22 protein-coding genes and 1 riboswitch are annotated in these 22,489 nt (G+C 46.1%); of the genes, 7 read left to right on the top strand and 15 right to left on the bottom strand.

Annotated features, from left to right (window positions below):
- The 6 genes from BN3261_RS15665 to BN3261_RS18040 form a co-directional block, all read right to left on the bottom strand.
- Nucleotides 1-553 (bottom strand): PCRF domain-containing protein (locus tag BN3261_RS15665; protein ID WP_199874133.1); only part of this gene is annotated, 553 nt, incomplete at its 3' end.
- Complete coding sequence (gene prmC / locus BN3261_RS15660) at nt 546-1,433, bottom strand: peptide chain release factor N(5)-glutamine methyltransferase (protein ID WP_022426857.1); 888 nt, start codon at nt 1,431-1,433, stop codon at nt 546-548. The genes prmC and BN3261_RS15665, both read right to left, overlap by 8 nt.
- Complete coding sequence (locus BN3261_RS15655; protein WP_015526150.1) at nt 1,420-2,418, bottom strand: DUF1385 domain-containing protein; 999 nt, start codon at nt 2,416-2,418, stop codon at nt 1,420-1,422. Before BN3261_RS15655 ends, prmC begins: the two co-directional genes overlap by 14 nt.
- Nucleotides 2,419-2,510: 92 nt before the next feature.
- Nucleotides 2,511-2,714, bottom strand: a complete 204-nt coding sequence (gene rpmE / locus BN3261_RS15650; protein WP_015526151.1) for a 50S ribosomal protein L31 — start codon at nt 2,712-2,714, stop codon at nt 2,511-2,513.
- A 105-nt stretch (nt 2,715-2,819) separates the two neighbouring features.
- Nucleotides 2,820-4,340, bottom strand: a complete 1,521-nt coding sequence (gene rho, locus BN3261_RS15645; RefSeq protein ID WP_021652109.1) for a transcription termination factor Rho — start codon at nt 4,338-4,340, stop codon at nt 2,820-2,822.
- Nucleotides 4,341-4,590: 250 nt separating this feature from the next.
- Nucleotides 4,591-5,586 carry an anthrax toxin lethal factor-related metalloendopeptidase gene (locus tag BN3261_RS18040; RefSeq protein WP_235812401.1) on the bottom strand — a complete coding sequence of 332 codons (996 nt, stop codon included), beginning with the start codon at nt 5,584-5,586 and terminating at the stop codon, nt 4,591-4,593.
- 160 nt (nt 5,587-5,746) lie between these two features.
- Nucleotides 5,747-5,834: riboswitch (cyclic di-GMP riboswitch) on the bottom strand.
- A gap of 129 nt (nt 5,835-5,963) precedes the next feature.
- Here BN3261_RS18040 and BN3261_RS15630 point away from each other — a divergent pair.
- The 7 genes from BN3261_RS15630 to BN3261_RS15600 are packed head-to-tail and all read left to right on the top strand — an operon-like array spanning nt 5,964 to nt 10,803.
- The gene (locus BN3261_RS15630) at nt 5,964-6,881 is read left to right on the top strand and encodes a transglutaminase-like domain-containing protein (protein ID WP_059086730.1); all 918 of its coding nucleotides are present in this window, start codon (nt 5,964-5,966) and stop codon (nt 6,879-6,881) included.
- A 21-nt stretch (nt 6,882-6,902) separates the two neighbouring features.
- The gene (locus tag BN3261_RS15625) at nt 6,903-7,946 is read left to right on the top strand and encodes a type II secretion system F family protein (protein ID WP_059086729.1); all 1,044 of its coding nucleotides are present in this window, start codon (nt 6,903-6,905) and stop codon (nt 7,944-7,946) included.
- 12 nt (nt 7,947-7,958) lie between these two features.
- Nucleotides 7,959-8,315 carry a hypothetical protein gene (locus tag BN3261_RS15620; RefSeq protein ID WP_059086728.1) on the top strand — a complete coding sequence of 119 codons (357 nt, stop codon included), beginning with the start codon at nt 7,959-7,961 and terminating at the stop codon, nt 8,313-8,315.
- Complete coding sequence (locus BN3261_RS15615; RefSeq protein ID WP_022426851.1) at nt 8,312-8,806, top strand: DUF4860 domain-containing protein; 495 nt, start codon at nt 8,312-8,314, stop codon at nt 8,804-8,806. The genes BN3261_RS15620 and BN3261_RS15615 overlap by 4 nt, the downstream gene beginning before the upstream one ends.
- Nucleotides 8,803-9,255, top strand: a complete 453-nt coding sequence (locus BN3261_RS15610; RefSeq protein WP_015526159.1) for a hypothetical protein — start codon at nt 8,803-8,805, stop codon at nt 9,253-9,255. The genes BN3261_RS15615 and BN3261_RS15610 overlap by 4 nt, the downstream gene beginning before the upstream one ends.
- Complete coding sequence (locus BN3261_RS15605; RefSeq protein ID WP_059086727.1) at nt 9,252-9,737, top strand: hypothetical protein; 486 nt, start codon at nt 9,252-9,254, stop codon at nt 9,735-9,737. The genes BN3261_RS15610 and BN3261_RS15605 overlap by 4 nt, the downstream gene beginning before the upstream one ends.
- A gap of 4 nt (nt 9,738-9,741) precedes the next feature.
- Nucleotides 9,742-10,803, top strand: coding sequence for a type IV pilus twitching motility protein PilT (locus tag BN3261_RS15600; protein WP_059086726.1), 1,062 nt, complete (start codon nt 9,742-9,744; stop codon nt 10,801-10,803).
- 172 nt (nt 10,804-10,975) lie between these two features.
- On the opposite strand, the gene BN3261_RS15595 is transcribed toward BN3261_RS15600, so the two are convergent.
- From BN3261_RS15595 to BN3261_RS15555, 9 genes are all read right to left on the bottom strand, one after another.
- Complete coding sequence (locus BN3261_RS15595) at nt 10,976-11,476, bottom strand: COG2426 family protein (RefSeq protein WP_059086725.1); 501 nt, start codon at nt 11,474-11,476, stop codon at nt 10,976-10,978.
- Between the two features lie 16 nt (nt 11,477-11,492).
- On the bottom strand, nt 11,493-12,551 hold the full coding sequence (gene hisC, locus BN3261_RS15590) for a histidinol-phosphate transaminase (protein ID WP_022426847.1): 1,059 nt from the start codon (nt 12,549-12,551) through the stop codon (nt 11,493-11,495).
- 178 nt (nt 12,552-12,729) lie between these two features.
- The gene (locus BN3261_RS15585) at nt 12,730-13,905 is read right to left on the bottom strand and encodes an NAD(P)-dependent malic enzyme (protein WP_015526165.1); all 1,176 of its coding nucleotides are present in this window, start codon (nt 13,903-13,905) and stop codon (nt 12,730-12,732) included.
- A 56-nt stretch (nt 13,906-13,961) separates the two neighbouring features.
- Entirely contained in the window at nt 13,962-15,155 is a 1,194-nt protein-coding gene (locus BN3261_RS15580; RefSeq protein ID WP_330383284.1) for an Ldh family oxidoreductase, read from the bottom strand.
- A gap of 294 nt (nt 15,156-15,449) precedes the next feature.
- On the bottom strand, nt 15,450-16,184 hold the full coding sequence (locus BN3261_RS15575; protein WP_015526167.1) for a FadR/GntR family transcriptional regulator: 735 nt from the start codon (nt 16,182-16,184) through the stop codon (nt 15,450-15,452).
- Between the two features lie 252 nt (nt 16,185-16,436).
- Nucleotides 16,437-18,038, bottom strand: coding sequence for an ATP-binding protein (locus tag BN3261_RS15570; RefSeq protein ID WP_059086724.1), 1,602 nt, complete (start codon nt 18,036-18,038; stop codon nt 16,437-16,439).
- Between the two features lie 153 nt (nt 18,039-18,191).
- Nucleotides 18,192-20,651 carry a glycoside hydrolase family 3 protein gene (locus tag BN3261_RS15565; protein WP_059086723.1) on the bottom strand — a complete coding sequence of 820 codons (2,460 nt, stop codon included), beginning with the start codon at nt 20,649-20,651 and terminating at the stop codon, nt 18,192-18,194.
- A gap of 20 nt (nt 20,652-20,671) precedes the next feature.
- Nucleotides 20,672-21,517, bottom strand: coding sequence for a carbohydrate ABC transporter permease (locus tag BN3261_RS15560; protein WP_044961860.1), 846 nt, complete (start codon nt 21,515-21,517; stop codon nt 20,672-20,674).
- Nucleotides 21,517-22,470, bottom strand: coding sequence for a carbohydrate ABC transporter permease (locus tag BN3261_RS15555; RefSeq protein WP_021652092.1), 954 nt, complete (start codon nt 22,468-22,470; stop codon nt 21,517-21,519). The genes BN3261_RS15560 and BN3261_RS15555 overlap by 1 nt, the downstream gene beginning before the upstream one ends.
- Between the last annotated feature and the right edge of the window lie 19 nt (nt 22,471-22,489).

The following is a 22,489-nucleotide window of genomic DNA, read 5'->3' as shown; positions in this document are numbered from 1 at the left end:
GTTGTACCCGGTGAACCCCGCTTTCGTATTTCAGTCTGAAATATGCACCCCCCCCCTTGATCATGAAGGTAACCTCCTTAAAGCCGCCGATGCCGTTCTCATTGAGGCTGAGCATCTCGGTTTTCCAGCGGCGGGACTCCGCGTATTTTACATACATACGATAAATCTCTGCTGCAAAAAGTGCTGCCTCATCACCGCCTGCACCTCCACGGATCTCAACGATAACGTTCTTGCTGTCGTTAGGGTCCTTCGGAAGAAGAAGGATCTTCAGCTCATGCTCCAGCTCCTCCACTCTCTTTTTTGCATCGGAAAGTTCTTCCTTCAGCATTTCACGCATCTCTTCGTCCTTCTCGCTCTCCAGCATGGAAAGACTGTCCTCGATGGTTTCCTTATTTTTCTTATATTCTTTATATGCGTCAACGATTGGCTGCAGGTCGCTCTGCTCCTTCATCAGCTTCTGAAAATGTGCCGGATCGTCGGTTACTCCCGGTTCTCCCAGCTCATTGAGAAGCTCTTCAAAACGTACCAGCAGATCATCCAGTTTATCAAACATGTATTTCCTCCTGTTTCTGTCCAAGCACCACACGGTCAAGGCCCGGCAGATCCTTTACGATCTGAACCCCGGTAAACCCGGCTGCTTTCATCATTGTACTGACTGCCTCACCCTGGGTGCAGCCGATTTCATACAGAAGCCATCCGCCTGGTTTCAGGTACCTTCCGGCCTCTGCTGTGATCTTTCTGTAAAAATAAAGCCCGTCTTCCATTCCGTCAAGAGCCTTCCTCGGATCATGAAGGCGGACTTCTTCCATCAGTGTTTCAATTTCTTCTGTTGCGATATAAGGCGGATTTGAAATAAGGATATCATATTTCCCACTATCTTTTCCACCTTTTTCACAAAAATACGGTGCTGAGAACAGATCGCTTTCCACAAAATCCGCCCGGTTCTCCACCTTTAGAATACCTGCATTCTTTTTTGCCACTTCCAGTGCTTCCGGTGAAACATCCACACCGGTCCCACAGGCATCCTGCCGTTCCAGAAGAAGGCTGAGCAGGATGCAGCCGGAGCCGGTACACATATCCAGGATCTCCGGTTTTTCCACATCCCCAAGGTGTTTCAATGCCTCTTCCACCAGAGTCTCCGTATCCTGTCTAGGAATCAGCACGTTTTCGTTTACATAAAACTCATAGCCCATAAAAAAAGCCTGATGAGTCAGCTGCTGTACAGGAATATGTCCTGCCCGCCTGTCGATCAGCGTAAGATACTCTGCTGCGGTCTCATCAGACACCGGTTCATCTCCATGCGCAAAATAATATGCCCGATTCTTTCCGGTCTTAAATTCCAGAAGGAGCCAGGCATCCAGCCCGGCTTCTTCCAATCCGTTATCTTTCAGTATTGTTGTACCTTTTTTCAGAAGGGACTCAAGAGTCTGCATTTTCTGTCTCCTCTGTCTCATATGGGATGTCCAGGTCAAATTCCTCTTTCAGATAAGCTCTCCAATCAAAAACAGCCTCAACTGCTTTAATGGCTACCTCTGCCATATCTGCAGCAGGCTCCTTTGTGGTGAATTTCTGCATGGCAAGACCTGGTTTACTCATAATGTCCGCAAATTTACTGTCTGTTCTTCCTGCCCACTGGATGATCTCAAAGGAAATCCCCGCAACTACCGGTACCATGAGAAGTCTTCCCAGCAGTCTCACCCAGTAAAACGGCACCGCCACAAACATAAAATGCAGCACAATACTTACCAGCATGACCAGAAACAGAAAGCTTGTTCCACAGCGCTTATGAAGCCTGGAGCTCTTTAACACATTCTCTACCGTCAGAGGCAGACCATGCTCCACACAGTTGATACATTTGTGCTCCGCACCGTGATACATAAATGTCCTCTGGATATCCTTCATTCTGGAGATCAGGAACATATATCCCATAAACAGTGCCAGCTTCACAAAGGCTTCCACTATGGTGACCAGAAATTCCGAAGCACCTACCCCTCGGATCAGACTGGCCAGTACATACGGAAGAAACATAAAAGCAGCCACAGAAACCACCATGGAGATAGCTACCGTAATGTAAAGAAGCCACTTGAACTGCTTATCCTCTTTGGCTTTCTTTGCAGAACGCTCTTCTTCTGTAAGCTGCTCATTCTTCCTGGCTGTTTCCTCATCTTCCTCGTCTCCTGCGATCTCCGCAGAATACATCAGGCATTTCGTGCCTACCACAAGAGAATCCACAAAGCTTACCACACCACGGATGATCGGTTTCTTCAGAAATGCGTGATTTCCGAAGATACATTTATAATCCTCTACCTTCAGCTCGATCTCCTGGTCCGGGCGGCGCACTGCGATAGAATATTTGTCCTTGTGGCGCATCATGATGCCTTCCATGACCGCCTGTCCGCCGATATTCGATGATCTCATTCATTCTCTCCTGTGCAAATTTAAAATTTTTCAGTTAAAGAAAGGTTGAGATTTCCCAACCTCAACCTTCTCATTTCCTGTATTCGCAATAATTACTTATTCAGGCCGTATTTCTTGTTGAACTTATCGATACGTCCACGAGCCTGTGTAGCCTTCTGCTGTCCTGTGTAGAACGGATGGCATTTGGAACAGATCTCAACATGGATGTCCTCTTTAGTAGAACCTGTTACGAAAGTGTTTCCGCAGTTGCAGGTTACAGTTGCCTGATAGTAGTTCGGATGGATTCCTTCTCTCATGATTTTCACCTCTCTATATATTTAATATTATTCGTATTCAATTGACGAATTCCATTTTAAACAGCTTGCTAAGTATAACATAGCTTTCCGTAAAATGCAAGGACTTTATAAAAATTTCTGTTTCTTTACAGTCTGTACCAGTTCTGCATTGTTCCTGGTTCTGGCAAAGGTATTCAGGATCTGTTCTACTGCCTCATCCGCTTTCATTCCGTTAAGAGCTTTTCGCATAATATAAACCGCTTCCTGTTCATCCTTGCTGAGAAGCAGATCCTCTCTTCTGGTTCCGGATTTCTGGATATCAATGGCCGGGAATACCCGTTTCTCCTGTAATTTACGATCCAGGACAAGCTCCATATTACCGGTTCCCTTGAACTCCTCATAAATAACATCGTCCATCTTGCTTCCAGTATCCACAAGTGCGGTTGCCAGAATCGTCAGGCTTCCGCCCTCGCGCATATTACGGGCTGCGCCAAAAAATCTTTTGGGCATATGGAGAGCCGCCGGGTCAAGACCACCGGATAAGGTTCTTCCGCTTGGCGGGATGATCAGATTATAGGCTCTGGCAAGTCGTGTGATCGAATCCAGAAGAATAATCACATCCTGTTTATGCTCTACAAGACGGCGCGCACGCTCCACAACCATCTCGGAAACTCTCTTATGATGTTCCGGAAGTTCATCAAATGTAGAATAGATCACTTCCACATTCGGTCCCTGGATCGCCTCTCTGATATCGGTAACCTCCTCAGGACGCTCATCGATCAGAAGAATGATCAGATGCATATCTCTGTTATTCCTGAGGATAGACTTGGCAACGTCTTTCAGAAGGGTTGTCTTACCTGCCTTTGGCGGAGATACGATCATTCCTCGCTGGCCCTTTCCGATAGGACTGATCAGATCCACGATACGCATGGCCGTTGTACCGCCTGCACGCTCCATGACAAGTCTCTCATTCGGAAAGATCGGTGTCATATCTTCAAAATTATACCGTCTCTGTCCCTCACTCGGATGGAAACCGTTAATGGAAGATACGTAGAGAAGGGCACTGAACTTCTCTCCCTGGGTCTTGATGCGGATATTTCCCTGGATGATATCACCTGTCTTTAAATTAAAGCGGCGGATCTGGGAAGGAGAAACATAAATGTCGTTCTCACCCGGCATATAATTCTCACATCGGATAAAGCCATATCCATCCGGAAGGACCTCCAGGATCCCGTTAGCCTTTTCACCACTGTCCAGCTGGGTGGATTCTGACGGAACATTCCCGTTCTCCCTTGTAGCTTCCCGGTTATATTCACGGTTGTACTCTCTGCGGATATTTGTGCTTCTGTGTTCCTGCTCATTCTTATCACTACGATATTCCTTCCGCTGCTCCTGAAGTCCTTCCCCTGCCGGACGGGTACGATATTCTGTTTTTTCCGAATCATAGCTTTTTTCTTTTACAGTATTTTCTGCCGGTGTACTTTTGTGTACTTCTTCGGGATTTCCTCTGTCGGACTCTTTGGCGTCCTCCTCCAGCATCCGCTCAATCAGTGCCGGTTTTCTCAGAGTAGAAATTCCCTTCATCCCTCTCGCCTTTGCCAGATCCTTCAGCACCGCCAGAGATAATGATTCATACTTTTCTCTCATATTAAATCCTCTATTCTTAAATCTGATAAATTATATATTTGTTGTTTATGGAATCAGATACAACCTGACATGGCTGCACTTTTTTTGAATGAAAGCGTGTTTTCAGCTTATGTTTCATTATACACACCTTATAGAGTCTATTGCAAGAAATATTTATCGACATTTTTTTTATACTTTTCTCACAAAAAAGAAAAAATCTGCCCGGGAGATCTCTTCCCGGACAGATCCAACGTTCCTGTATGCTTCTTTTTTAGCTCCAGAACGGTCCGTATATATCCATGACCCTCTGGATACGTTCATCAGTAATTTTATTCAGAGCCGCCACGATCGCTGCATACGTTTTTGGTCTCTGTCTCTTAAGTGTTGACGGACTTGTTACATACTCAAGCACTGATTCTGCAAAATATTCTGAACTGTTCTGCGTTGCATAGCTTCTGTTGATACCTGTAAATTTGGATTTTTCGCTGTTATAAACTGCGGCAAAATCACTTGTTCTGTCTACGTTTCCCGCAACAAAAGCAAGGAAATGTCCCAGTTCATGGTAGATTGTCTCATTCTCAAAACGAAGGATGATGCTTCTTGAATGTGCGTTAAAGCAGCCTCCGTAGTTAACAGACGGATCGATCGTTACAGTAAATCCAAGCTTCTTGTAGGCTTTGAGCACCCTGCTGTCCATCTTCGGTGCAATGGAAGCAATATTGCTTACTGAATATTTGCTGTCCATGTTGATGCTTTCTACTTTTTTTGTGGAAGCTGCATTCGCTTTGCCGGCAGTAGCTGAAGCCGCCATGACTGTTGTGGTCGTCTGAATGGTTGTAGTTACTTTCCGTGTCTGAACGGCTGTTTTTGATTTCTTTGTGTATTTCTGTGTTGTTGCAGTCTTAACTGTCTTTAATGTTTTTACGGTTGTATTTCTGTTTGTTTTCTTTGTGGTCGTACTCTTCTTATTGGTAGTCGGAAGCTTCTTGGTATAAGTCTTGGTCGCCGCTTTTTTCAGCCTAACTTTTTTTCTGGTTGTCTTGGTATTTGAAGTCGTTTTGGTAGTCACCTTCGGTTTTGAAGCAAGTGGAGTGTCGTCCTCTGTGATGGTAGTCTCCACTACCGGATCTGTAAAATCCGGAAATTCCGGAACCTGTGACGACTGCCAGACATTAAAGCCACCTGCCAGTACAATAACAGCTGCAAGGCATCCTGCTAAAGCTTTTTTCCTGCCTGTAAAAATTTTACGGATATCTGTTCTTTTCATATCATTCACACCTTTCTGAAAGCCGACGTTTCAGTTTCCAACCTAAACCGGATTTTAGGCATCAAAAAAGCCGCTTATTCTAACGAAATAAACGGCCGCATTAACACACAGATTCTTGTTCATAGATGTTATCTGAATACGTCATTAAATCGGAATTTAATGCGGCAACCGGCTGTCATAGTCATCCTTCGGACCTTAGACCCATGGCTTTGCGTCCCTGTCTTTCAACAGGTTTGCCTTTATATATAGAGTATATGTTTTTTTCCCTGAAATGTCAACATTTTCCACTGCATTTTGAGCCCTGCTCCTGTCTTTTTTTCACGGAATCTGCTATACTGTTCAAAAAGAAAGCATGATATAACAGGAGAACGGAAACAATGTCAAAATTTTTACCAGTCCGTCTCTTTTTTGTATGGCTGCTTTTCGGAATCCTGCTGGCAGGCTGTGGAAATTCTCCTTCCTCCGATGAAGAACCTCCGGTATATTCTCCGGCCAGAGTCCTCACCCCGGAGGCCCCCGGCAAAAAAACACTGGGCAGTTCCCCTCTGATCCTGGATATTTCCAATCAGGATCAGGGATATCTGACTGCAGAATCCGATTCCGATGATTCCCGCATGAACATTCAGCTTACTGCTCCCTCCGGTGTGGTCTATTCCTATTTTCTGGAACCTGATGAACAGACGGTACTTCCTTTTTCCGAAGGCTCCGGTGAGTATCTCATCACCTGCTATCAGCAGGTTGATGGAAACCAGTATGCCGCCCTTTACACGGAAACGCTCACAATAAAGCTTCAGAATGAATTTCTTCCGTTTCTATATCCAAACCAGTACGTGGACTTTTCTTCCAAAAGTGAAGCCTGCAAACTGGCAGCCTCTCTTGTCAAAGAAGACATGACCGATATCGACATCCTGAAAACCTTCTATACATATGTTACCAGTCATATTTCCTACGATTATGACAAAGCTGATTCTGTCGAAGCCGGTTATCTTCCTGATGTAGATGATACGTTAAGCACCGGCACGGGGATCTGTTTTGATTACGCTGCACTGACTACTGCAATGCTCCGCAGCCAGGACATTCCCTGCAAGCTTCAGATCGGCTATTCCGGTGATGTAAAGCATGCATGGATCGATGTTTATATCCGTGGCAGAGGCTGGGTGACAAAGGCAGTATCTTTTGACGGCGACACCTGGAAGCTGATGGATCCCACCTTTGACGCCAACAGTGATGGTGATGAAGCGATCCAGGAATATATCGGTGATGAAAGCAATTATACGGTACAGTTCACGCGCTGACCAACTAAAGGAGACCTTATTATGAAAAACAAACTGACAGCCCGGGAATTATCCAGTTTCTGCGGGCAGATGGGAATGCTTCTGCATTCCGGCATATCCACAGCGGAAGGACTTCACATCCTCTGTGACGAAAGCAAGACCGATGCAGACCGGCAGATCCTCACACCCCTGATCCGTTCCGTGGAAGAAAACGGTTCTCTTTCCCGGGCTCTTGACGAATCCGGGATCTTTCCCACATCCATGACCGCCTATGTCCGGACCGGTGAGGAAACCGGCTGCCTGGATGAGATCATGGAAAGTCTCAGTTCCCACTATGAACAGGAGGAAGAAATCTCAGGACAGATACGGTCTGCAGTCACTTACCCGCTGCTCATGCTTGGCATGATGGCTGTTGTGATCCTGGTCCTTCTGATAAAAGTCCTGCCAGTATTTCAACAGGTATTTAACCAGATGGGAATGGAAATGAACGGGGTTTCCCGGGGACTTCTGAATGCAGGTAACGTGATCAGCCGGTATTCCTCTGTTTTTCTGATCCTCGCCGCAGCCCTCATTGGCTGCATCCTGTTTTTCAGTCTTACGGAAAAAGGCCACAGCCTGCTGCGAAAAATGGTCATCCATCTCCCGTTTTTCCGTGAGATCCCGGTTGCCATGGATTACAGTCGTCTGGCCCAGGGCCTTTCCCTGGGGCTTCGGAGCGGACTTTCCCCTGAAACCAGCCTGGAGCTTACAAAGGATCTGATCTCACAGCCGGTGATACTCGAAAGACTCCGGAAGGCTTCCTCTATCCTGGATAGCGGAGAAACTTTTTCCAGGGCTCTTACAGAATCCGGTCTGTTCGGCGGCATGGAAGGCCGTCTCATCACGATATCCTTCTATTCCGGTTCCAGTGACGAAACCTTCCGCAGGCTTTCCCGGCAGTACACCGAAAGATCCATAGATCTGATCTCACAGGCAGTCTCCATTGTGGAGCCTACCATCGTGATCCTGCTGTCTCTTCTTGTGGGGCTGGTCCTTTTATCCGTCATGATGCCGCTTCTGGGGATCCTCTCAGATTTTGCAATGTAAGGTGGTGACCGCATGGAACTTTTTGAAAGCCGCAGAACAAAATTTCTCAGAGCATTTTTTCTTCTCTTTCCGGCGCTGCTTCTGGTTTTATCCTGCACCTTGTTTGTGGCAGGTGTCAGCAGCACCTCCGATCAGGCCGTACACAAAGAACAGGATGCTCTGGAACAGGCACTGAAAAACGGTGCCATCCGCACCTATGCCCTCACAGGCACATATCCCGAAAGCCTGTCCCAGCTTCTCTTGGATTATCATATCACTTATGACAAAACCAAATTCGTAGTAGAGTATGTTCCTAACGGTTCCAATCTCCTGCCGTCTATCAGCGTGATCGCTCTGTCCGGCAGTACGAAAGGAGGGAATGCCTCATGAATCACCGGAAGAACACCGGACATTCCGTTTCTTCTCTTTTTTCGCTTCTTCTTTTTGGTGTTTTTGTTCTGTTCCTTATACTGATGCTGCTATTTTCCGCCCGGATTTACCAGCAGACTGTGAAACAGACTGACTCCGATTCCGAGCTTGGGACCGCAGCAACTTATCTGACTACCAAATTCCGGCAGCACGACCGCGGCGATGAGATCTTTTCCGGTTCCCTGGATGATATTCCTGCCCTTTGTTTCCGGGATGATATCAAAGGAAAAGAATATATCACGTATATTTACCTGAAGAATGACAGTCTGATGGAGCTTTTCACTGCAAAAGGCTCTCAGGCCAGTTCCGATGCAGGAACCGTCATCTCACAGCTTTCCGATTTCCGGTTTTCGGAAATGGAAAATGGTTTTTACCACTTTTCCCTGGAAAGTACCACGGGAGTCTGCTCGGAATTCCTGCTTCATCGCACTGGCAAAAAGGAGGCATCATGAAAGAATCAAGACATAATTCCGGTACCAGCCTTTTTCTGATGGAAATGATCCTTGCCCTTTTGTTTCTGTCACTTTCCTCAGCTGCCTGCATCCAGATCTTCGCGGCAGCACGGAAAAACCGGCTCCAGGCAGAACAGTGGAACCAGATCCAGGCTCTCACAACCTCCGTGGGCGAGATACTGGAAGGCACTGACGGAACCGATGAACAGTTCCTCTCCCTGCTTCCGGGGGGTATCAAAAAGAACACCAACCTGATCTGGTATTATGACCGTAACTGGCAGAGCTGCTCTTCTGGAGAAGCCGCCTGTGAAATGATCCTGGAAACAGATATTTCTTCTTCAGAAAAATCCGGCGAGCTTTCTTTCCGGCAGCTTTCCAACTGCAGTGAGCTTTACCGGATCACCCTGCGTTTTCCTGTTGATGACTACAGAAGGGAGGCTGTACATTGAAACAGAAGCATACGTTTTTTGTAACTGTCGGCATTCCTTCCCTGTTTCTTATCTTCTCTGTGCTGTGTCTCTGTGTACTTGCTCTGCTTACTCTTGGAAGCTCCAGATCCAGTCTTAACACAGCCAGACATTCTATGAAACAGACCGAAAATTATTACACCGGCTGCGCAAGCGCCACAGAAACCGTTTCAGAAATCCGTGATGATCTGGAGCAATACAGGGAAAAAGCTTCCGATGAGACCAGATATTTTTCCATGATACAAACGCTTGCGGACACAAGGAACGATCTCAGCTGGGATTCCCACAGCCACACCCTTTCCTTTTCCGTTGGAATTTCCGAGACACAACAGCTTTCTGTAGTGCTTGAGATTTTTTATCCGCAGAAAAAAAGCTCTTCCGCTTATCAGATCCTGCAATGGAACACAGAGCTTACCGGATTCTGGCAACCTGACAACCACCAGAATGTATTTAAAGGAGAATAAACCTATGGATACCCCTATTCCTGAATTTTTAGCAGAAGCTGCCAACCGGCGTGTCTCTGATATCTTTATCATCGCAGGCCGCCCCCTGGCAGAAAAGATCGACGGTCATCTTTTGGACCGTGGTGACAGGCTGATGCCTGATCAGACAGAAAATTTACTCCGCACCATTTACGGCCTTGCGGAAAACCGCGATATATCCCGTCTTATGGAAACCGGTGATGATGACTTTTCTTTTTCCATTCCCGGTGTTTCCAGATTTCGTGTCAATGCCTACAAGCAGCGTGGTTCCCTGGCTGCCGTGATCCGCGTGATCGCCTTCCGGCTGCCGGATCCTGCAGAGCTTTCCATTCCGGAGGATGTGATGAATATCTCCGACTATACCCGTGGCATGGTCCTTGTTACCGGTTCTGCCGGAAGCGGTAAATCCACCACTATGGCCTGCCTGATCGACCGGATCAACCATACCCGGGAAGGCCACATCATCACTCTGGAGGATCCTCTGGAATATCTCCACCGCCATGATCGCTGTATCGTCAGCCAGCGCGAGATCTGTACCGACACCGAAAGCTATCTGACTTCTCTTCGTGCCACACTACGCCAGAGCCCGGATGTAATCCTTCTTGGAGAGATGCGTGATCATGAAACCATCCAGACTGCCATGACCGCTGCGGAAACCGGTCATCTTGTCCTTTCCAGCCTGCATACTCTGGGAGCAGCCAACACCATCGAACGCATCATGGACGTGTTTGAGCCATCCCAGCAGCATCAGATCGCCCTCCAGCTTTCCATGGTCCTTCAGGCTGTGATCTCCCAGCAGCTGATCCCGGATGTGGACGGACGCAACATTCCTGTTTTCGAGATCATGCGCCTGACTCCTGCCATCCGCAATATGATCCGCGACAATAAAGTACACCAAATCGAAGGCGTGATCTCCACATCCGGTCAGGAGCAGATGCGTTCTATGGACCAGAGCCTTCTGGAATTATATAAAAAAGGCCGTATCACCAGGGATACAGCTCTGAAATACGCTTTAAACGCGGACATGCTGAAGCGCAGATTTATGTAAGGATCTTCTCGGTATACCTCTGCCTGATATGTAAAAACACATAAAGAAATCCCTTACCGATCTCTGATATGTTTCCGGAATACAGAACACATATTATTTTACAGATCCGGTAAGGGATTTCTTTATTTTCAATCCGATCTCGATCAAAAAGACATTCCTTCTCTGCGATCGATCAATGCACTACATTTCCTACAATTCCATAAGAAACAATATACATAATGGCACTTGCCATAAAAAGTCCGCACAGGATCGCAATGGAGGATTTTTTGATATCCACCTCAAGAAGAGAGGCGATCAGTGCACCTGTCCAGGCTCCTGTGCCCGGAAGAGGGATTCCCACAAACAGCAAAAGTCCCAGAAATTCATATCTCTTGATCTGGTCACTCTTTCCCATAGCTCTGTTTTCCAGCTTTGTGATCAGACCTCTGAACGTCTTTGTTTTTTTCATCCATTTAAAGATCTGCCGGATAAAAAGCAGGATAAACGGAATCGGAATAATATTTCCCACGATACAGATCGGCAGTGCCTTCGCAGCCGATATCTTCAGCAAAGAAGCTGCCAGAAGGCCGCCGCGAAGCTCCAGTATCGGGATCATAGAAATGATGAACACAGCTCCCTCGGGAGAGATAAACTGTGCAAGGTGGTGTGAAAACCATTGTACCAGTACTTCCATAGTACCTCCTTAACTGTTATTTCTGCAGATATTCCGTCAGGAATTCTACCAGCTTTTTCATCTCCTCATCGGTACCGATGGTGATACGGAGATGATTGTCGATCCTGTCCTTCGGGAAATATCTTACATAGATATGTTTCTCCCTCAGTGCTGCGAAAAGCTCTTTGGCCGGACAGCTCTCATGTGTGGCAAAGATAAAGTTGGATCTGGAATCCTGGAAGGAAAATCCAAGCTTCCTGAGCTCTGCCTTTGTCCACTCTCTTGTTGTAATGATCTTATGGCAGCATTCCTCAAAATATGCCTTATCCTCCATAGATGCCACACCAGCCGCGATGGTAGTACGATCCATGGTATAGGAGTTAAAGGAATATTTCACATCATTGAGATATTTGATCAGCTCCGGATTTCCGAAGGCATATCCGATACGCATTCCTGCCAGGGATCTGGACTTGGAGAAGGTCTGCACAACAAGCAGATTATCATATTTTTCGATCAGCGGCAGTGCGGATGCTGCTCCGAAATCCACGTACGCCTCATCTACAATCACGATACTCTCCGGATTCTTTGCCACGATCTCCTCGATCTCAGAAAGAGGCATTTCCACGCCGGTCGGTGCATTGGGATTAGGGAATACGATTCCGCCGTTTTCACGGAAATAATCTTCCTTACGGATATGGAACTCCTCATCTAATGCCGGGCGCTCATATGGGATCCTTAAAAGATCTGCCCATACATCATAGAAAGAATAAGTGATGTCCGGGAACAGGATCGGTTTCTCTGAATTAAAAAATGTGAGAAAACACATAGCCAGTACGTCATCGGAACCAACGCCTGTAAATACCTGCTCGTCCTTCAGGCCGTAGAACGCGGCAATACTGTGTACCAGGTCTCCTGCTGTCGGATCCGGATAAAGTCTCAGGGTATCGGCATCAAGGGCCTTCAGCGCCTTCTCCACACCCGGAGCCGGTGAATATGGATTCTCGTTTGTATTCAGTTTGATCATGCCGCTCTCATTTGGCTGCTCGCCAGGAGTATACGGCACTACTTTTCGTATATTAGCTTCCCATGGTTTCATGCTGTGCTTAACCTCCTATCATATTCTTTTGCTATTGTACTCACTGCGAGGACATTTGTCAAAGGGTAATACCACCTGCTGGGAAACAAAAAGACACCCGTACCGGGTTACAGAGTACGGGTGTCTGATATATTCTTCTTAATGAAGGGCTGTTTTGGTTCGTATCAGGCGCTTAAGATCAGATACGTGCTACGCCTGTTGCTTTTGCTGCCTCTGCTACTGCTTTTGCGACAGCCGGTCCGACTCTCTTGTCGAATGCCTTCGGAATGATATACTCCGGAGAAAGCTCCTCATCTGTGATCAGATCTGCAAGAGCCTTGGAAGCTGCGATCTTCATCTCATCGTTGATATCACTTGCTCTTACATCAAATGCACCACGGAAGATTCCAGGGAATGCAAGAACGTTGTTGATCTGGTTCGGGAAGTCACTTCTTCCTGTGGAGATAACCTTTGCTCCGCCTGCTTTTGCGTCATCCGGGAAGATCTCCGGTGTCGGGTTTGCGCATGCGAAGATGATGGCATCTTTGTTCATGGTCTTAACCATCTCTGTTGTAACTGCTCCAGGAGCGGAAACACCGATAAATACATCCGCGCCAACCAGCATCTCTGCAAGAGATCCCTGTTTCTTCTGAAGGTTTGTGAGCTTGCTCATCTCTTCCTTAACCGGGTTCATTCCTTCTGTACGTCCCTCATAGATGGCACCCTTTCTATCGCAGAGTGTAACATCCTTGAAGCCTGCTTTCAGAAGAAGTCTGCAGATAGAGATAGCAGCTGCACCTGCACCGTTCATAACGATACGAACATCCTCTTTCTTCTTTCCGACAACCTTCAGAGCGTTTGTCAGACCTGCAAGTGTGATAACTGCAGTTCCGTGCTGATCATCGTGGAAGATCGGAATATCACATTTCTCTTTCAGTTTTTTCTCGATCTCAAAGCATCTCGGAGCGGAGATATCCTCAAGGTTAACACCACCGAAGGATCCGGAGATCATGTAAATAGTATTTACGATCTCGTCTACATCATGGCTCTTAATGCAAAGCGGGAATGCATCTACATCGCCGAATGCCTTGAACAGTACACATTTACCTTCCATTACAGGCATACCGGCTTCCGGTCCGATGTCACCAAGACCAAGAACTGCGGAACCGTCTGTTACAACAAGACACATATTCCATCTTCTTGTAAGCTCGTAGGATTTATTGATATCTTTCTGGATCTCAAGGCAAGGCTGAGCTACACCTGGTGTATATGCAAGAGAAAGGTCGTCTTTATTCTCAACCGGCACTCTTGTAACAACCTCGATCTTACCTTTCCAATCTCCGTGCAGTCTTAATGACTCTTTTGCATAATCCATTTTCTTTTCCTCCTTGGATAATTATGATATATTTCATTTCAAAAGGATTACCTGAATTAATAATTACCATTGAAGAATTTACTGTCCTTCGGAAGCTCATAGCCTTCAAAATAAGAGCCAAAATCAAGCTTCAGATAACTGCAGAGATCAGCAAGCTCTACCATGGTATTGTCGTTGACCGGAATGCCATTCTCTTTTCTGTCTTTTTCAGCAGCTACCTCTTTCTCGCCGTGTGTATAGATCCTGTCCTGACCGTCTGCCTTCGGACTCTCCCGAAGTGCCTCAAGATATTCTGAAAAATGCTTGCGGATCGCATCCGGATCTCCGAATGCCGCCGGGTTAATCGCCATAAATCCATGGCAGATACCGGTCTTATCCGGGAATGTACAGCATTTATCGGAGGTAACGCCCATGGAAAGAATAGAGCTGAACAGCTCACAGAGCATTCCATAGCCATATCCCTTATGGCTTCCGCTGACTTCCTCGTTTCCACCAAGAGGCATGATTCCGCCGCCCTTCTTGGCTACGATGTTTGCAAGTACATCCGGTGCATTATTGCTGGCATGACCGTTTTTGTCAAGTGCCCAGCCATTCGGAAGAGGCTTGCCCATCTTATTATACATTTCCAGTTTACCTCTGGTTACAACTGTTGTGGAACAGTCAAAGAAAAACGGATACGGGTCTGCAGGCATAGCGACTGCGATCGGGTTGGAGCCCAACATAGCCTTTCTTCCAAAAGTCGGTACCATGATCGCCTCGGAGTTGGTACATGCCATTCCAAGAAGGCCTTCATGGCAGGCCATGTTCGCATAATATCCTGCAATACCGAAATGGTTGGAATTTCGTACACTTACGATTCCCACACCAGTTGTCTTTGCCTTCTCAATTGCCTTTTCCATGGCAAAATGGCTGATCAGCTGGCCCATTCCATTATGTCCGTCTATCACAGCAGAAATCGGTGTCTCAAAAACAACTTCCGGTTTCGCCTGGGGATGAATAGTCCCCTTCTCGATTCCTTTATGGTAACGAACCATTCTCTGCATTCCGTGGCTCTCGATCCCATACAGATCAGCAGTCAGAAGAACATCTTTAATGATGCTTCCTTCTTCCTCAGAAAAGCCAAACGCTTTAAAAACGTCTCCGCAGAAATGGTTCAGTGTGTCATAACTCCATTTTACATATCCCATAATCGCAAGTCCTTTCTCCTGATATTTCCGGCAGGTTACCGCCCACGCTGTGGCCTGAAGCATATTTTATACGATACTGCAGGGGTACAGTAACCTTCATCCTGTGCTGTCTCGTCTTATGCTGTCCTGCCTCATGCTATCTTACCTTACGCTGTCTAGTCTCATGCTGTCCCAACTTACGCTGTCTCATCTTATGCTGTCTCGTCATGAAGCCTTCAGGATGCTGCCATAATATCAAACTTTTTTGGTATTACCAATACAGTCCCTATTATAGCACGCGGTCTTACCAAAATCAATAGTGGTCTTACCAGATTAACGGGATTTTTACTGAAATTTTATTTAATTTTTTCAGGTGGATCAGCGATGAAATACAAGGCTGTTCTCCCCCTGCTGCTGCGCAATCTCCAGTATATATTTCTCAATGGTTTCCATATGTTCGCGCATCAGCTTCTCCGCCTGGTTCCGGTCTCCGGAAATAATGGCTTCCACCAGCCTTCTGTGCTGCTCATCCACCTCCAGAGCGGAATTATGTTTCTGCATAATATAGGCTCGGGTGCCGGAAATGATCTCCTCAGTCAGCTGCGCTGCCGCATCCAGGACATTGTAGATCATAGGATTCCCTGCGATCCTGCCAATCTTCGTATGAAGCTTCTTATCAAGACCTGCACGGGCTTTCTCGTCCTCTGAGCTCTCCAGCTGTGCCAGGATGGAACGCAGATCTAATGCATCCTTCTCCGTACAATTCCCGGCTGCAAGAAGCGCAGCCTCCTGCTCCAGCGCAGAACGAAGTTCCTGTACCTGCTGTACATGGCTGTTATTCAGCTGAAAAAGAAGGGCCAGTGGTGCAGAAAGCCACTGATCCATATTCTCGGTAATATAGTTGGCCCCGCCGCGGACCGTTGTGACAATTCCCATCAGCTCCAGTGCCCGCAGGACTTCACGGACAGCAGGTCTGGAAACTCCCAGTGATTCTGCCATAACACGTTCCGCAGGTAAAGTGTCCCCCGGCTTCAGTTCTCCCCGCCGGATATTTTCTATGATCTGCGCTAATATTCCGTCAAATGCTCGTTCTTCTGTAATCTTTGTAAACATGTCGTCCGTTTCGGCCGCCTTCCTTTATTATTGTGTTGCCTTCCTTTACATAAAAATCCCGGAATATAGACAAGTGGATATTTACCATTCTCAGTCATCATGCAGTTCTGCAACAGCTGATCGCTCTGCAGCCATTCAGCCAGTCTGTGCATTTTGACTATTTGCCCTCTCTATTTTCCGGACTTTTATAGTAAATATTATACGATAATTCCCCAATTTAATCAATAGTAAATAATAAATTGGTAAGACATATTATTTTATTCCATTATTGAGAATGTTTTCCACTTCCTCCATCTGGCCCAGAAGCATTTTCTGGCGGTCGTCAAAAAGAAGACCTTTATTATGCCTGTAATACTGGTCAGAACCGTTCTCCCGAATGAACCAGAGACTATAATAGTTGGCATTCAGTTCTGTGATAAATGCCACCATTTCCTGGCTGTCCCCAAAAGCAGCTTCCATGAAGTCGAAGACGTTCTGAAGAGTAAGAGATATTTCATCGGTTCGATTTTCGTAGGCTTCGGTTTCGGATTCAAAGAGGGCTTTCACAAACTCATAGTTCCGGTTTGATGATGGAACTTCCGATTCTGCTGCGGCACTTCCGCCTCCTGCCAGCTCTGAACCTGATCCGGTTTTATCTGATCCGGTTGATTCCGATCCAATTGATCCCGAGGTTGATTTCAATCCGGACGCATTTTCAAAAAATGACACAACACGTTTCTGTATACGCTCCTGCTGTTTTGTAAGAAGCTCACTCTTTTTGTCCTTTTCAAGATCCGCCTCTGCTTTTTCCATGAGATTTTTTGCTGTGAGGCTGTCCTGATTTTCTCTGAAGTACACCATATAATCATACAGTTTCGTGAGGTAGGCATCGGTAAGATAGCATTCTGTAAAAAGCTCGCTGAGCTTTCCGTTGAGAAGGCTTACAATGCTCAAATGCTCGTCCAGAGAGGCTGTGCGGATCTTACCCAGAGTAATGGGATCCCACTTTCCTTTCAGGATGTCCTCCACTTTATAGTCCGTTCTGTACTTATAATAAAGAGCCAGATAGCCTGCAAAATCCTTCGCGATCATCCTGTGCTGAATGTACTGACTGACCACCTCACGGTCTACGGTTTTTCCAAGGATCTCATAAACCTGGATCAGACGGGAAAGATCCTCCCAGCCTCTGGCTGTGGCAAAGATTTTTCCGTCTACGGTATTCTCCACCCTGTAGAAATTTTTTCTGCGAAGCTCCAGATAGGAGATCACCGCCGGATGAATTCCCTGCTGATAGGCGTATTCCTTCCATACATCAAAGTCTGCCTCCACATCGATCTTCTTGATACGGTCCAGAGTGACCACATCGAATTCCCGGACGGATTTGTTATATTCTGGCGGGTTGCCTGCTGTGACGATCACCCAGCCTTCCGGCACCTTCTGGTTTCCGAAGGTTTTTCCCTGAAGGAACTGCAGCATCATCGGCGCTAGTGTTTCAGATACGCAGTTGATCTCATCAATGAACAGGATGCCTTCTTTCAGACCTGTTTTTTCCATTTTGTCGTAAACGGACGAAATGATCTCACTCATGGTATATTCCGTGACAGAAAATTCTTCCTCACCATAATTCTTTTTTACAATAAAAGGAAGTCCCACAGCACTCTGCCTGGTGTGGTGGGTAATGGTATAGGAAACAAGAGCAATCCCGCATTCCCTTGCTATCTGTTCCATAATCTGTGTCTTTCCGATTCCCGGAGGGCCCATAAGAAGGATCGGTCTCTGTCGGATCGCCGGGATCCGGTACTCACCGAATTCGTCCTTTGAAAGATATGCTTCTATGGAATCTCTGATCTCCTGCTTTGCTCGTTTTATATTCATGGTATTCTCCTTTTCACGGCATATAAAAAACTGCCTGCAGGATCCTCCGCCTAAAACGGGTTGCCTTGCGCGACATCTGCAAAAAATATGCCTGAATCCAATGATAAATCGAAAATTGAATTCAGGCAAGTTTTTCACTACTATATATTTTTTTTATTCTGCTGTCAGTGTGTGTATCAGGTTCAGAATACGTCCCGCACACATTCTGACAACTTCTTCCGAAAGCTTTCCGTCTTCAAAAGCTTTTCGGATATTTTCTGCGTCGGCTGCATTACCAGGCATGATAATATCATTTCCTGCTGTCACGCATTTCCACGGAATACTTCCATCTTCCGGAACCGTTGTATTCCAGTCTGACATGATCACACCGTCAAATCCCCATTCTTTTCGGGCAATGGCTGTACAGAGATCAACACTGTTTGCAGCATGGACACCATTCAGTAAATTATAGGAAGACATGATTGCCACCGGTCTGCTTTCTTTAACTGCAATCTCAAAACCACGCAGGTAAATTTCCCTCAGGGCACGTTCTGATACCTGTGCATCTACGCCCATACGATTATCTTCCTGATTGTTGCAGGCAAAATGCTTAACGGTAACACCGCAGCCAGGTCTGCTCTGCACTCCTTTTGTCATGGCTGCTGCCATGATTCCGGAAAGCAGCGGATCTTCGGAATAATACTCAAAATTTCTGCCGCACAGAGGGTTTCTCTGAATATTTAGACCAGGTGCTAGCCAGAGATCTATGTGGAATTCTTCCATTTCTTCTGCCACTGCTATTCCAACTTTTTCCACAAGGGCAGTATCCCAGGTCTGAGCCAGTGCAGTTCCAACCGGAAATGCCGTACAGAACTGATAATATCTGTCTGCGTTTTCGTGAGTCTCATCTGTTCTCAGGTATCCGTTTTCCAGAGATCCAAGGACACCGATTCCATATACTGTGTCTGTTTCTCTGTCTACTTCATAATTCTGCTGAAGTCTCAGTCCTGCCGGCCCATCGGCCATGATCAGTGGGGAAACACCATATTGCTCATAAAGAGCAGCCGTGGTCTCACCGGCAGAACCAGGAACACGGATTCCTGCCGCCCCCAGATTACTGGAGATTCCAGCAATATTTCCATAAAACAGCGGGAGCAGATCCTTTGCAGGAATCTTATTTTCCGGTTGGCAGGTGCATTCTGTTCTCTTCTCTGGTTCAGGATAATAGATATATCTTCCAATCTTCTCATTCTCTGCCTTCTCTTTCCATTTCAGAGTTCTGGCAGAAAGATTCTGGCGGTCATAAACTTCTTCAGTAATATCAGTCTGATTCTCAAGGATATTCGTTTTATCCAGGATCACACTCTCCGGCACTTCAAGCATTGCAGCCAGCGTAAGCGATGCAATGCTGTTTCCGACCCAGACAGCATAATAACCTTTTTCAGCAATCCAGGCATGCTGCTCTTCGGAAAAATATGCCAGTGTCTTTCTGTCGATCCCGATTTTCAGCAGTTCTTTTTCCCCCGGCTTCAGAAGTTTTGTTTTTGCAAAGCCAGCCAGCCGACGGTATTCCTTCCCTGATTCATCCTGTGGAAGAGACACATAGACCTGCACGACCTCTTTTCCCGAAAAAGTTTCTCCTGTATTCGTTACCTCTGCTTCAACTTCAACGCCATCCCCTGATGTTTTCATCCCATGGAAGCGTATCTGCATTTCTGTGTAAGAAAGTCCATATCCAAACGGAAACAGCGGTTTTACACCAAAAGTATCAAAATAACGATATCCTGTATAAATTCCTTCCTTGTACTCTTCTCTTTCAAGCTTGCCATTAAGATAGCTGTATTCCTCTGCACACGGATAATCCTCATACCTTCTGGCCCATGTTGCAGTCAGCTTGCCGCCTGGAGTTACCTTTCCCAGAAGGACATTGGCGAGGGCAAGTCCGCCTCTTTGTCCAAGCTGGGAAATATTCAGGACAGCACAGATATTTTCTGTTTCTTCCAGAATATCTGTCAGTTCTACCGGACCGCCGGAATTCAGGATAAGTACTATAGGAATCTTCTGTGCATCAAGGAACCGGATATCCTCCTGCTCCCGTCTGCTCAGATAATAATCTCCCTCGACCCTGCGCCTATCCTTTCCCTCACCGGAAATCCTGCTTACCACATAGATTGCTGTCTGGGCATCGACAGTATCTTCTGCTGTGACTGCACGGCCTTCCGGCATTGCAAAGGGATTTTCCGCATAGGCATCAAAAGGATTTTCCACAAACTTTGCTTCTTCCAGTATTTTTTCTTTCCATGCCCTGCGTGCTTCTGCGTATATTGACTCATAATTGGCCAGCCATTTCTCGCTTACGATCTGAATACCGTTTTCTTTCAATCCCTGATAAATAGAAATGTTACTTCTGTTATTCACATCACCGGAACCTGTTCCGCCTTTCACTGTCTTTCCCGCACCGGCGCCGTATAAACCTATTTTCGTGGAAATATTCAGAGGGAGTGTTTTTTTATCATTTTTCAGCAGTACAATACCCTCCTCTGCTACTTTTTCCGAAAGAAGACCGTTTCGTATTTCACGGTCTGACATGCTGTGTTTCTTTGTTCCGCTGTGTTTCCATTTCTTAACTGTCATATCTTACCTGCTACCTTTTGTTATTCTTTTACGCCTCCAAGTGTCACTCCTGCGATGATAAACTTGGAAAGAAGGAGATATACGATAATGATCGGCACAATGGCAACTGTGATCATCATGTAAATCTTACCCATATCAAAATTCATATAATCTGCTCCACGAAGTGTTGCAATCAGGATTGGAACAGTCATCTTGCTTTTAGACTGGATAACCAGAGCAGGAACGAAATAATTGTTCCAGGAGCCTACAAATGTAAAAATCGCCTGTACAGCGATTGCCGGCTTCATGATTGGCAGGACAATACTGTTGAAAGTACGGAATTCTCCGGAGCCGTCAATTCTGGCTGCTTCTACCAGCGACATCGGCAGTGAGGACTGCAGATAGCTGTACATAAAATAGAATACGGCCGGTGACGCAACAGACGGAATGATCAACGGAAGCAGGGAATCATATAATCCCATCTTTGTGATCAGACGAAGGAAGCCCATTGCAGTTACCTGTGTCGGCATGACGAGGATCGCCATGATAAATGTAAACGCTACATTCCTTGCCTTGAAATCATAGGCATAAAGACCATATGCTGTCAGTGAGGAAAAATATGTACATAATACTGCACTGCATCCGGACACGATAATACTGTTAAGAATTCCCCTGAACATCGGAAAGCTTCCGTCATTTGCAACATTCATCAGGTTTTTCCAGAAATATTTTCCAGGAAGAGCAGAAAATCCCTTCTGAAGCTCTGCATGAGAATGAGACGCATTCACGATCAGTACATAAAAGAAAAAGAGACACATAAAGGAAAGAATAATAAGTACCACATGTGCCACGATACTTCTGATCCTGCTGGCTGTCTTATCTTTCATCATTTTGTTTTTCTCCTTTCTGCTCTTGCTCTCTTTTTCGCTGCTTTCTTAGATCCGTCCGGATCATTGTCGTTAGTCATACGATATACAAAGAAGCAGAGGATTGCACTGATAATAAACAGGTATACAGACAATGCTCCGGCCATACCATAATTCTTGCTCTTCAGATGGCTGTTCAGGAACATAATCAGTGTCATGGATGTTCTGTCCGGATTACCCTGTCCGTTTGTGAGGATCTGCGGTACATCAAACATCTGAAGGCCACCGATGATGGAAGTGATCAGAGTATAGGAAAGAATCGGACGAATCAGTGGAAGCGTAATATAGAAGAAACGCTGAATGCTGTTGCATCCGTCCAGATCCGATGCTTCAAAAACATCCATACTGATTCCCATTACTGCTGCCATCAGCATGATGGTCGTGTTTCCGAACCACATCAGGAAATTCATGAAACCTACCAATGATCTTGTTCCCAGAACAGAGCCCAGAAAATCAATCGGTTCCTTTATCCAGCCCAGTGAACACAAAATGGAGTTTACAGGTCCGTTTGTGGAAAACATGGTAAAAAACAGAAGTGCAAATGCTGATGCCATGATCAGGTTCGGCAGATAAATTACAACCTTAAAAAACTGCTTGCCATGAAGCTTCAGCCTGGCATCAGTAAACCAGCATGCAAGCACCAGTGCAACAACGATCTGCGGAACAAATCCGATCACCCAAAGGATCAGTGTATTCAGTCCGTATTTCAGCATGTCAGAATGCAGAAGACTGACATAATTGGCAAGTCCTATAAAATTAGGACCAATCTGCTTGATTCCAGAACGGAAATATTCAAAAAAGCTGTATCTCACTGTATCAAACAGCGGAATCAGCGAAAAGATAAAATAGATCACAAAAAACGGAAGAATAAATATGTATCCCCATTTTCCGTAATTAACGCTCTTTTTCTTCATAATGCTCTTCCTTTCCAGC

Source organism: Blautia massiliensis (ex Durand et al. 2017), from assembly GCF_001487165.1.
Classification (GTDB): domain Bacteria; phylum Bacillota; class Clostridia; order Lachnospirales; family Lachnospiraceae; genus Blautia_A; species Blautia_A fusiformis.
The sequence above is the reverse complement of the archived record's forward strand: the minus strand, read 5'-3'. Positions and strand labels throughout refer to the sequence as shown.

Excerpts from the sequence above, each read along its gene's own strand:
- prmC (WP_022426857.1), bottom strand. The coding sequence starts at position 1,433 with ATGCAGACTCTTGAGTCCCTTCTGAAAAAAGGTACAACAATACTGAAA.
- BN3261_RS15655 (WP_015526150.1), bottom strand. The coding sequence starts at position 2,418 with ATGAGATCATCGAATATCGGCGGACAGGCGGTCATGGAAGGCATCATG.
- rpmE (WP_015526151.1), bottom strand. The coding sequence starts at position 2,714 with ATGAGAGAAGGAATCCATCCGAACTACTATCAGGCAACTGTAACCTGC.
- rho (WP_021652109.1), bottom strand. The coding sequence starts at position 4,340 with ATGAGAGAAAAGTATGAATCATTATCTCTGGCGGTGCTGAAGGATCTG.
- BN3261_RS18040 (WP_235812401.1), bottom strand. The coding sequence starts at position 5,586 with ATGAAAAGAACAGATATCCGTAAAATTTTTACAGGCAGGAAAAAAGCT.
- BN3261_RS15630 (WP_059086730.1), top strand. The coding sequence starts at position 5,964 with ATGTCAAAATTTTTACCAGTCCGTCTCTTTTTTGTATGGCTGCTTTTC.
- BN3261_RS15625 (WP_059086729.1), top strand. The coding sequence starts at position 6,903 with ATGAAAAACAAACTGACAGCCCGGGAATTATCCAGTTTCTGCGGGCAG.
- BN3261_RS15620 (WP_059086728.1), top strand. The coding sequence starts at position 7,959 with ATGGAACTTTTTGAAAGCCGCAGAACAAAATTTCTCAGAGCATTTTTT.
- BN3261_RS15615 (WP_022426851.1), top strand. The coding sequence starts at position 8,312 with ATGAATCACCGGAAGAACACCGGACATTCCGTTTCTTCTCTTTTTTCG.
- BN3261_RS15610 (WP_015526159.1), top strand. The coding sequence starts at position 8,803 with ATGAAAGAATCAAGACATAATTCCGGTACCAGCCTTTTTCTGATGGAA.
- BN3261_RS15600 (WP_059086726.1), top strand. The coding sequence starts at position 9,742 with ATGGATACCCCTATTCCTGAATTTTTAGCAGAAGCTGCCAACCGGCGT.
- BN3261_RS15595 (WP_059086725.1), bottom strand. The coding sequence starts at position 11,476 with ATGGAAGTACTGGTACAATGGTTTTCACACCACCTTGCACAGTTTATC.
- hisC (WP_022426847.1), bottom strand. The coding sequence starts at position 12,551 with ATGAAACCATGGGAAGCTAATATACGAAAAGTAGTGCCGTATACTCCT.
- BN3261_RS15585 (WP_015526165.1), bottom strand. The coding sequence starts at position 13,905 with ATGGATTATGCAAAAGAGTCATTAAGACTGCACGGAGATTGGAAAGGT.
- BN3261_RS15580 (WP_330383284.1), bottom strand. The coding sequence starts at position 15,155 with ATGCTTCAGGCCACAGCGTGGGCGGTAACCTGCCGGAAATATCAGGAG.
- BN3261_RS15575 (WP_015526167.1), bottom strand. The coding sequence starts at position 16,184 with ATGTTTACAAAGATTACAGAAGAACGAGCATTTGACGGAATATTAGCG.
- BN3261_RS15570 (WP_059086724.1), bottom strand. The coding sequence starts at position 18,038 with ATGAATATAAAACGAGCAAAGCAGGAGATCAGAGATTCCATAGAAGCA.
- BN3261_RS15565 (WP_059086723.1), bottom strand. The coding sequence starts at position 20,651 with ATGACAGTTAAGAAATGGAAACACAGCGGAACAAAGAAACACAGCATG.
- BN3261_RS15560 (WP_044961860.1), bottom strand. The coding sequence starts at position 21,517 with ATGAAAGATAAGACAGCCAGCAGGATCAGAAGTATCGTGGCACATGTG.
- BN3261_RS15555 (WP_021652092.1), bottom strand. The coding sequence starts at position 22,470 with ATGAAGAAAAAGAGCGTTAATTACGGAAAATGGGGATACATATTTATT.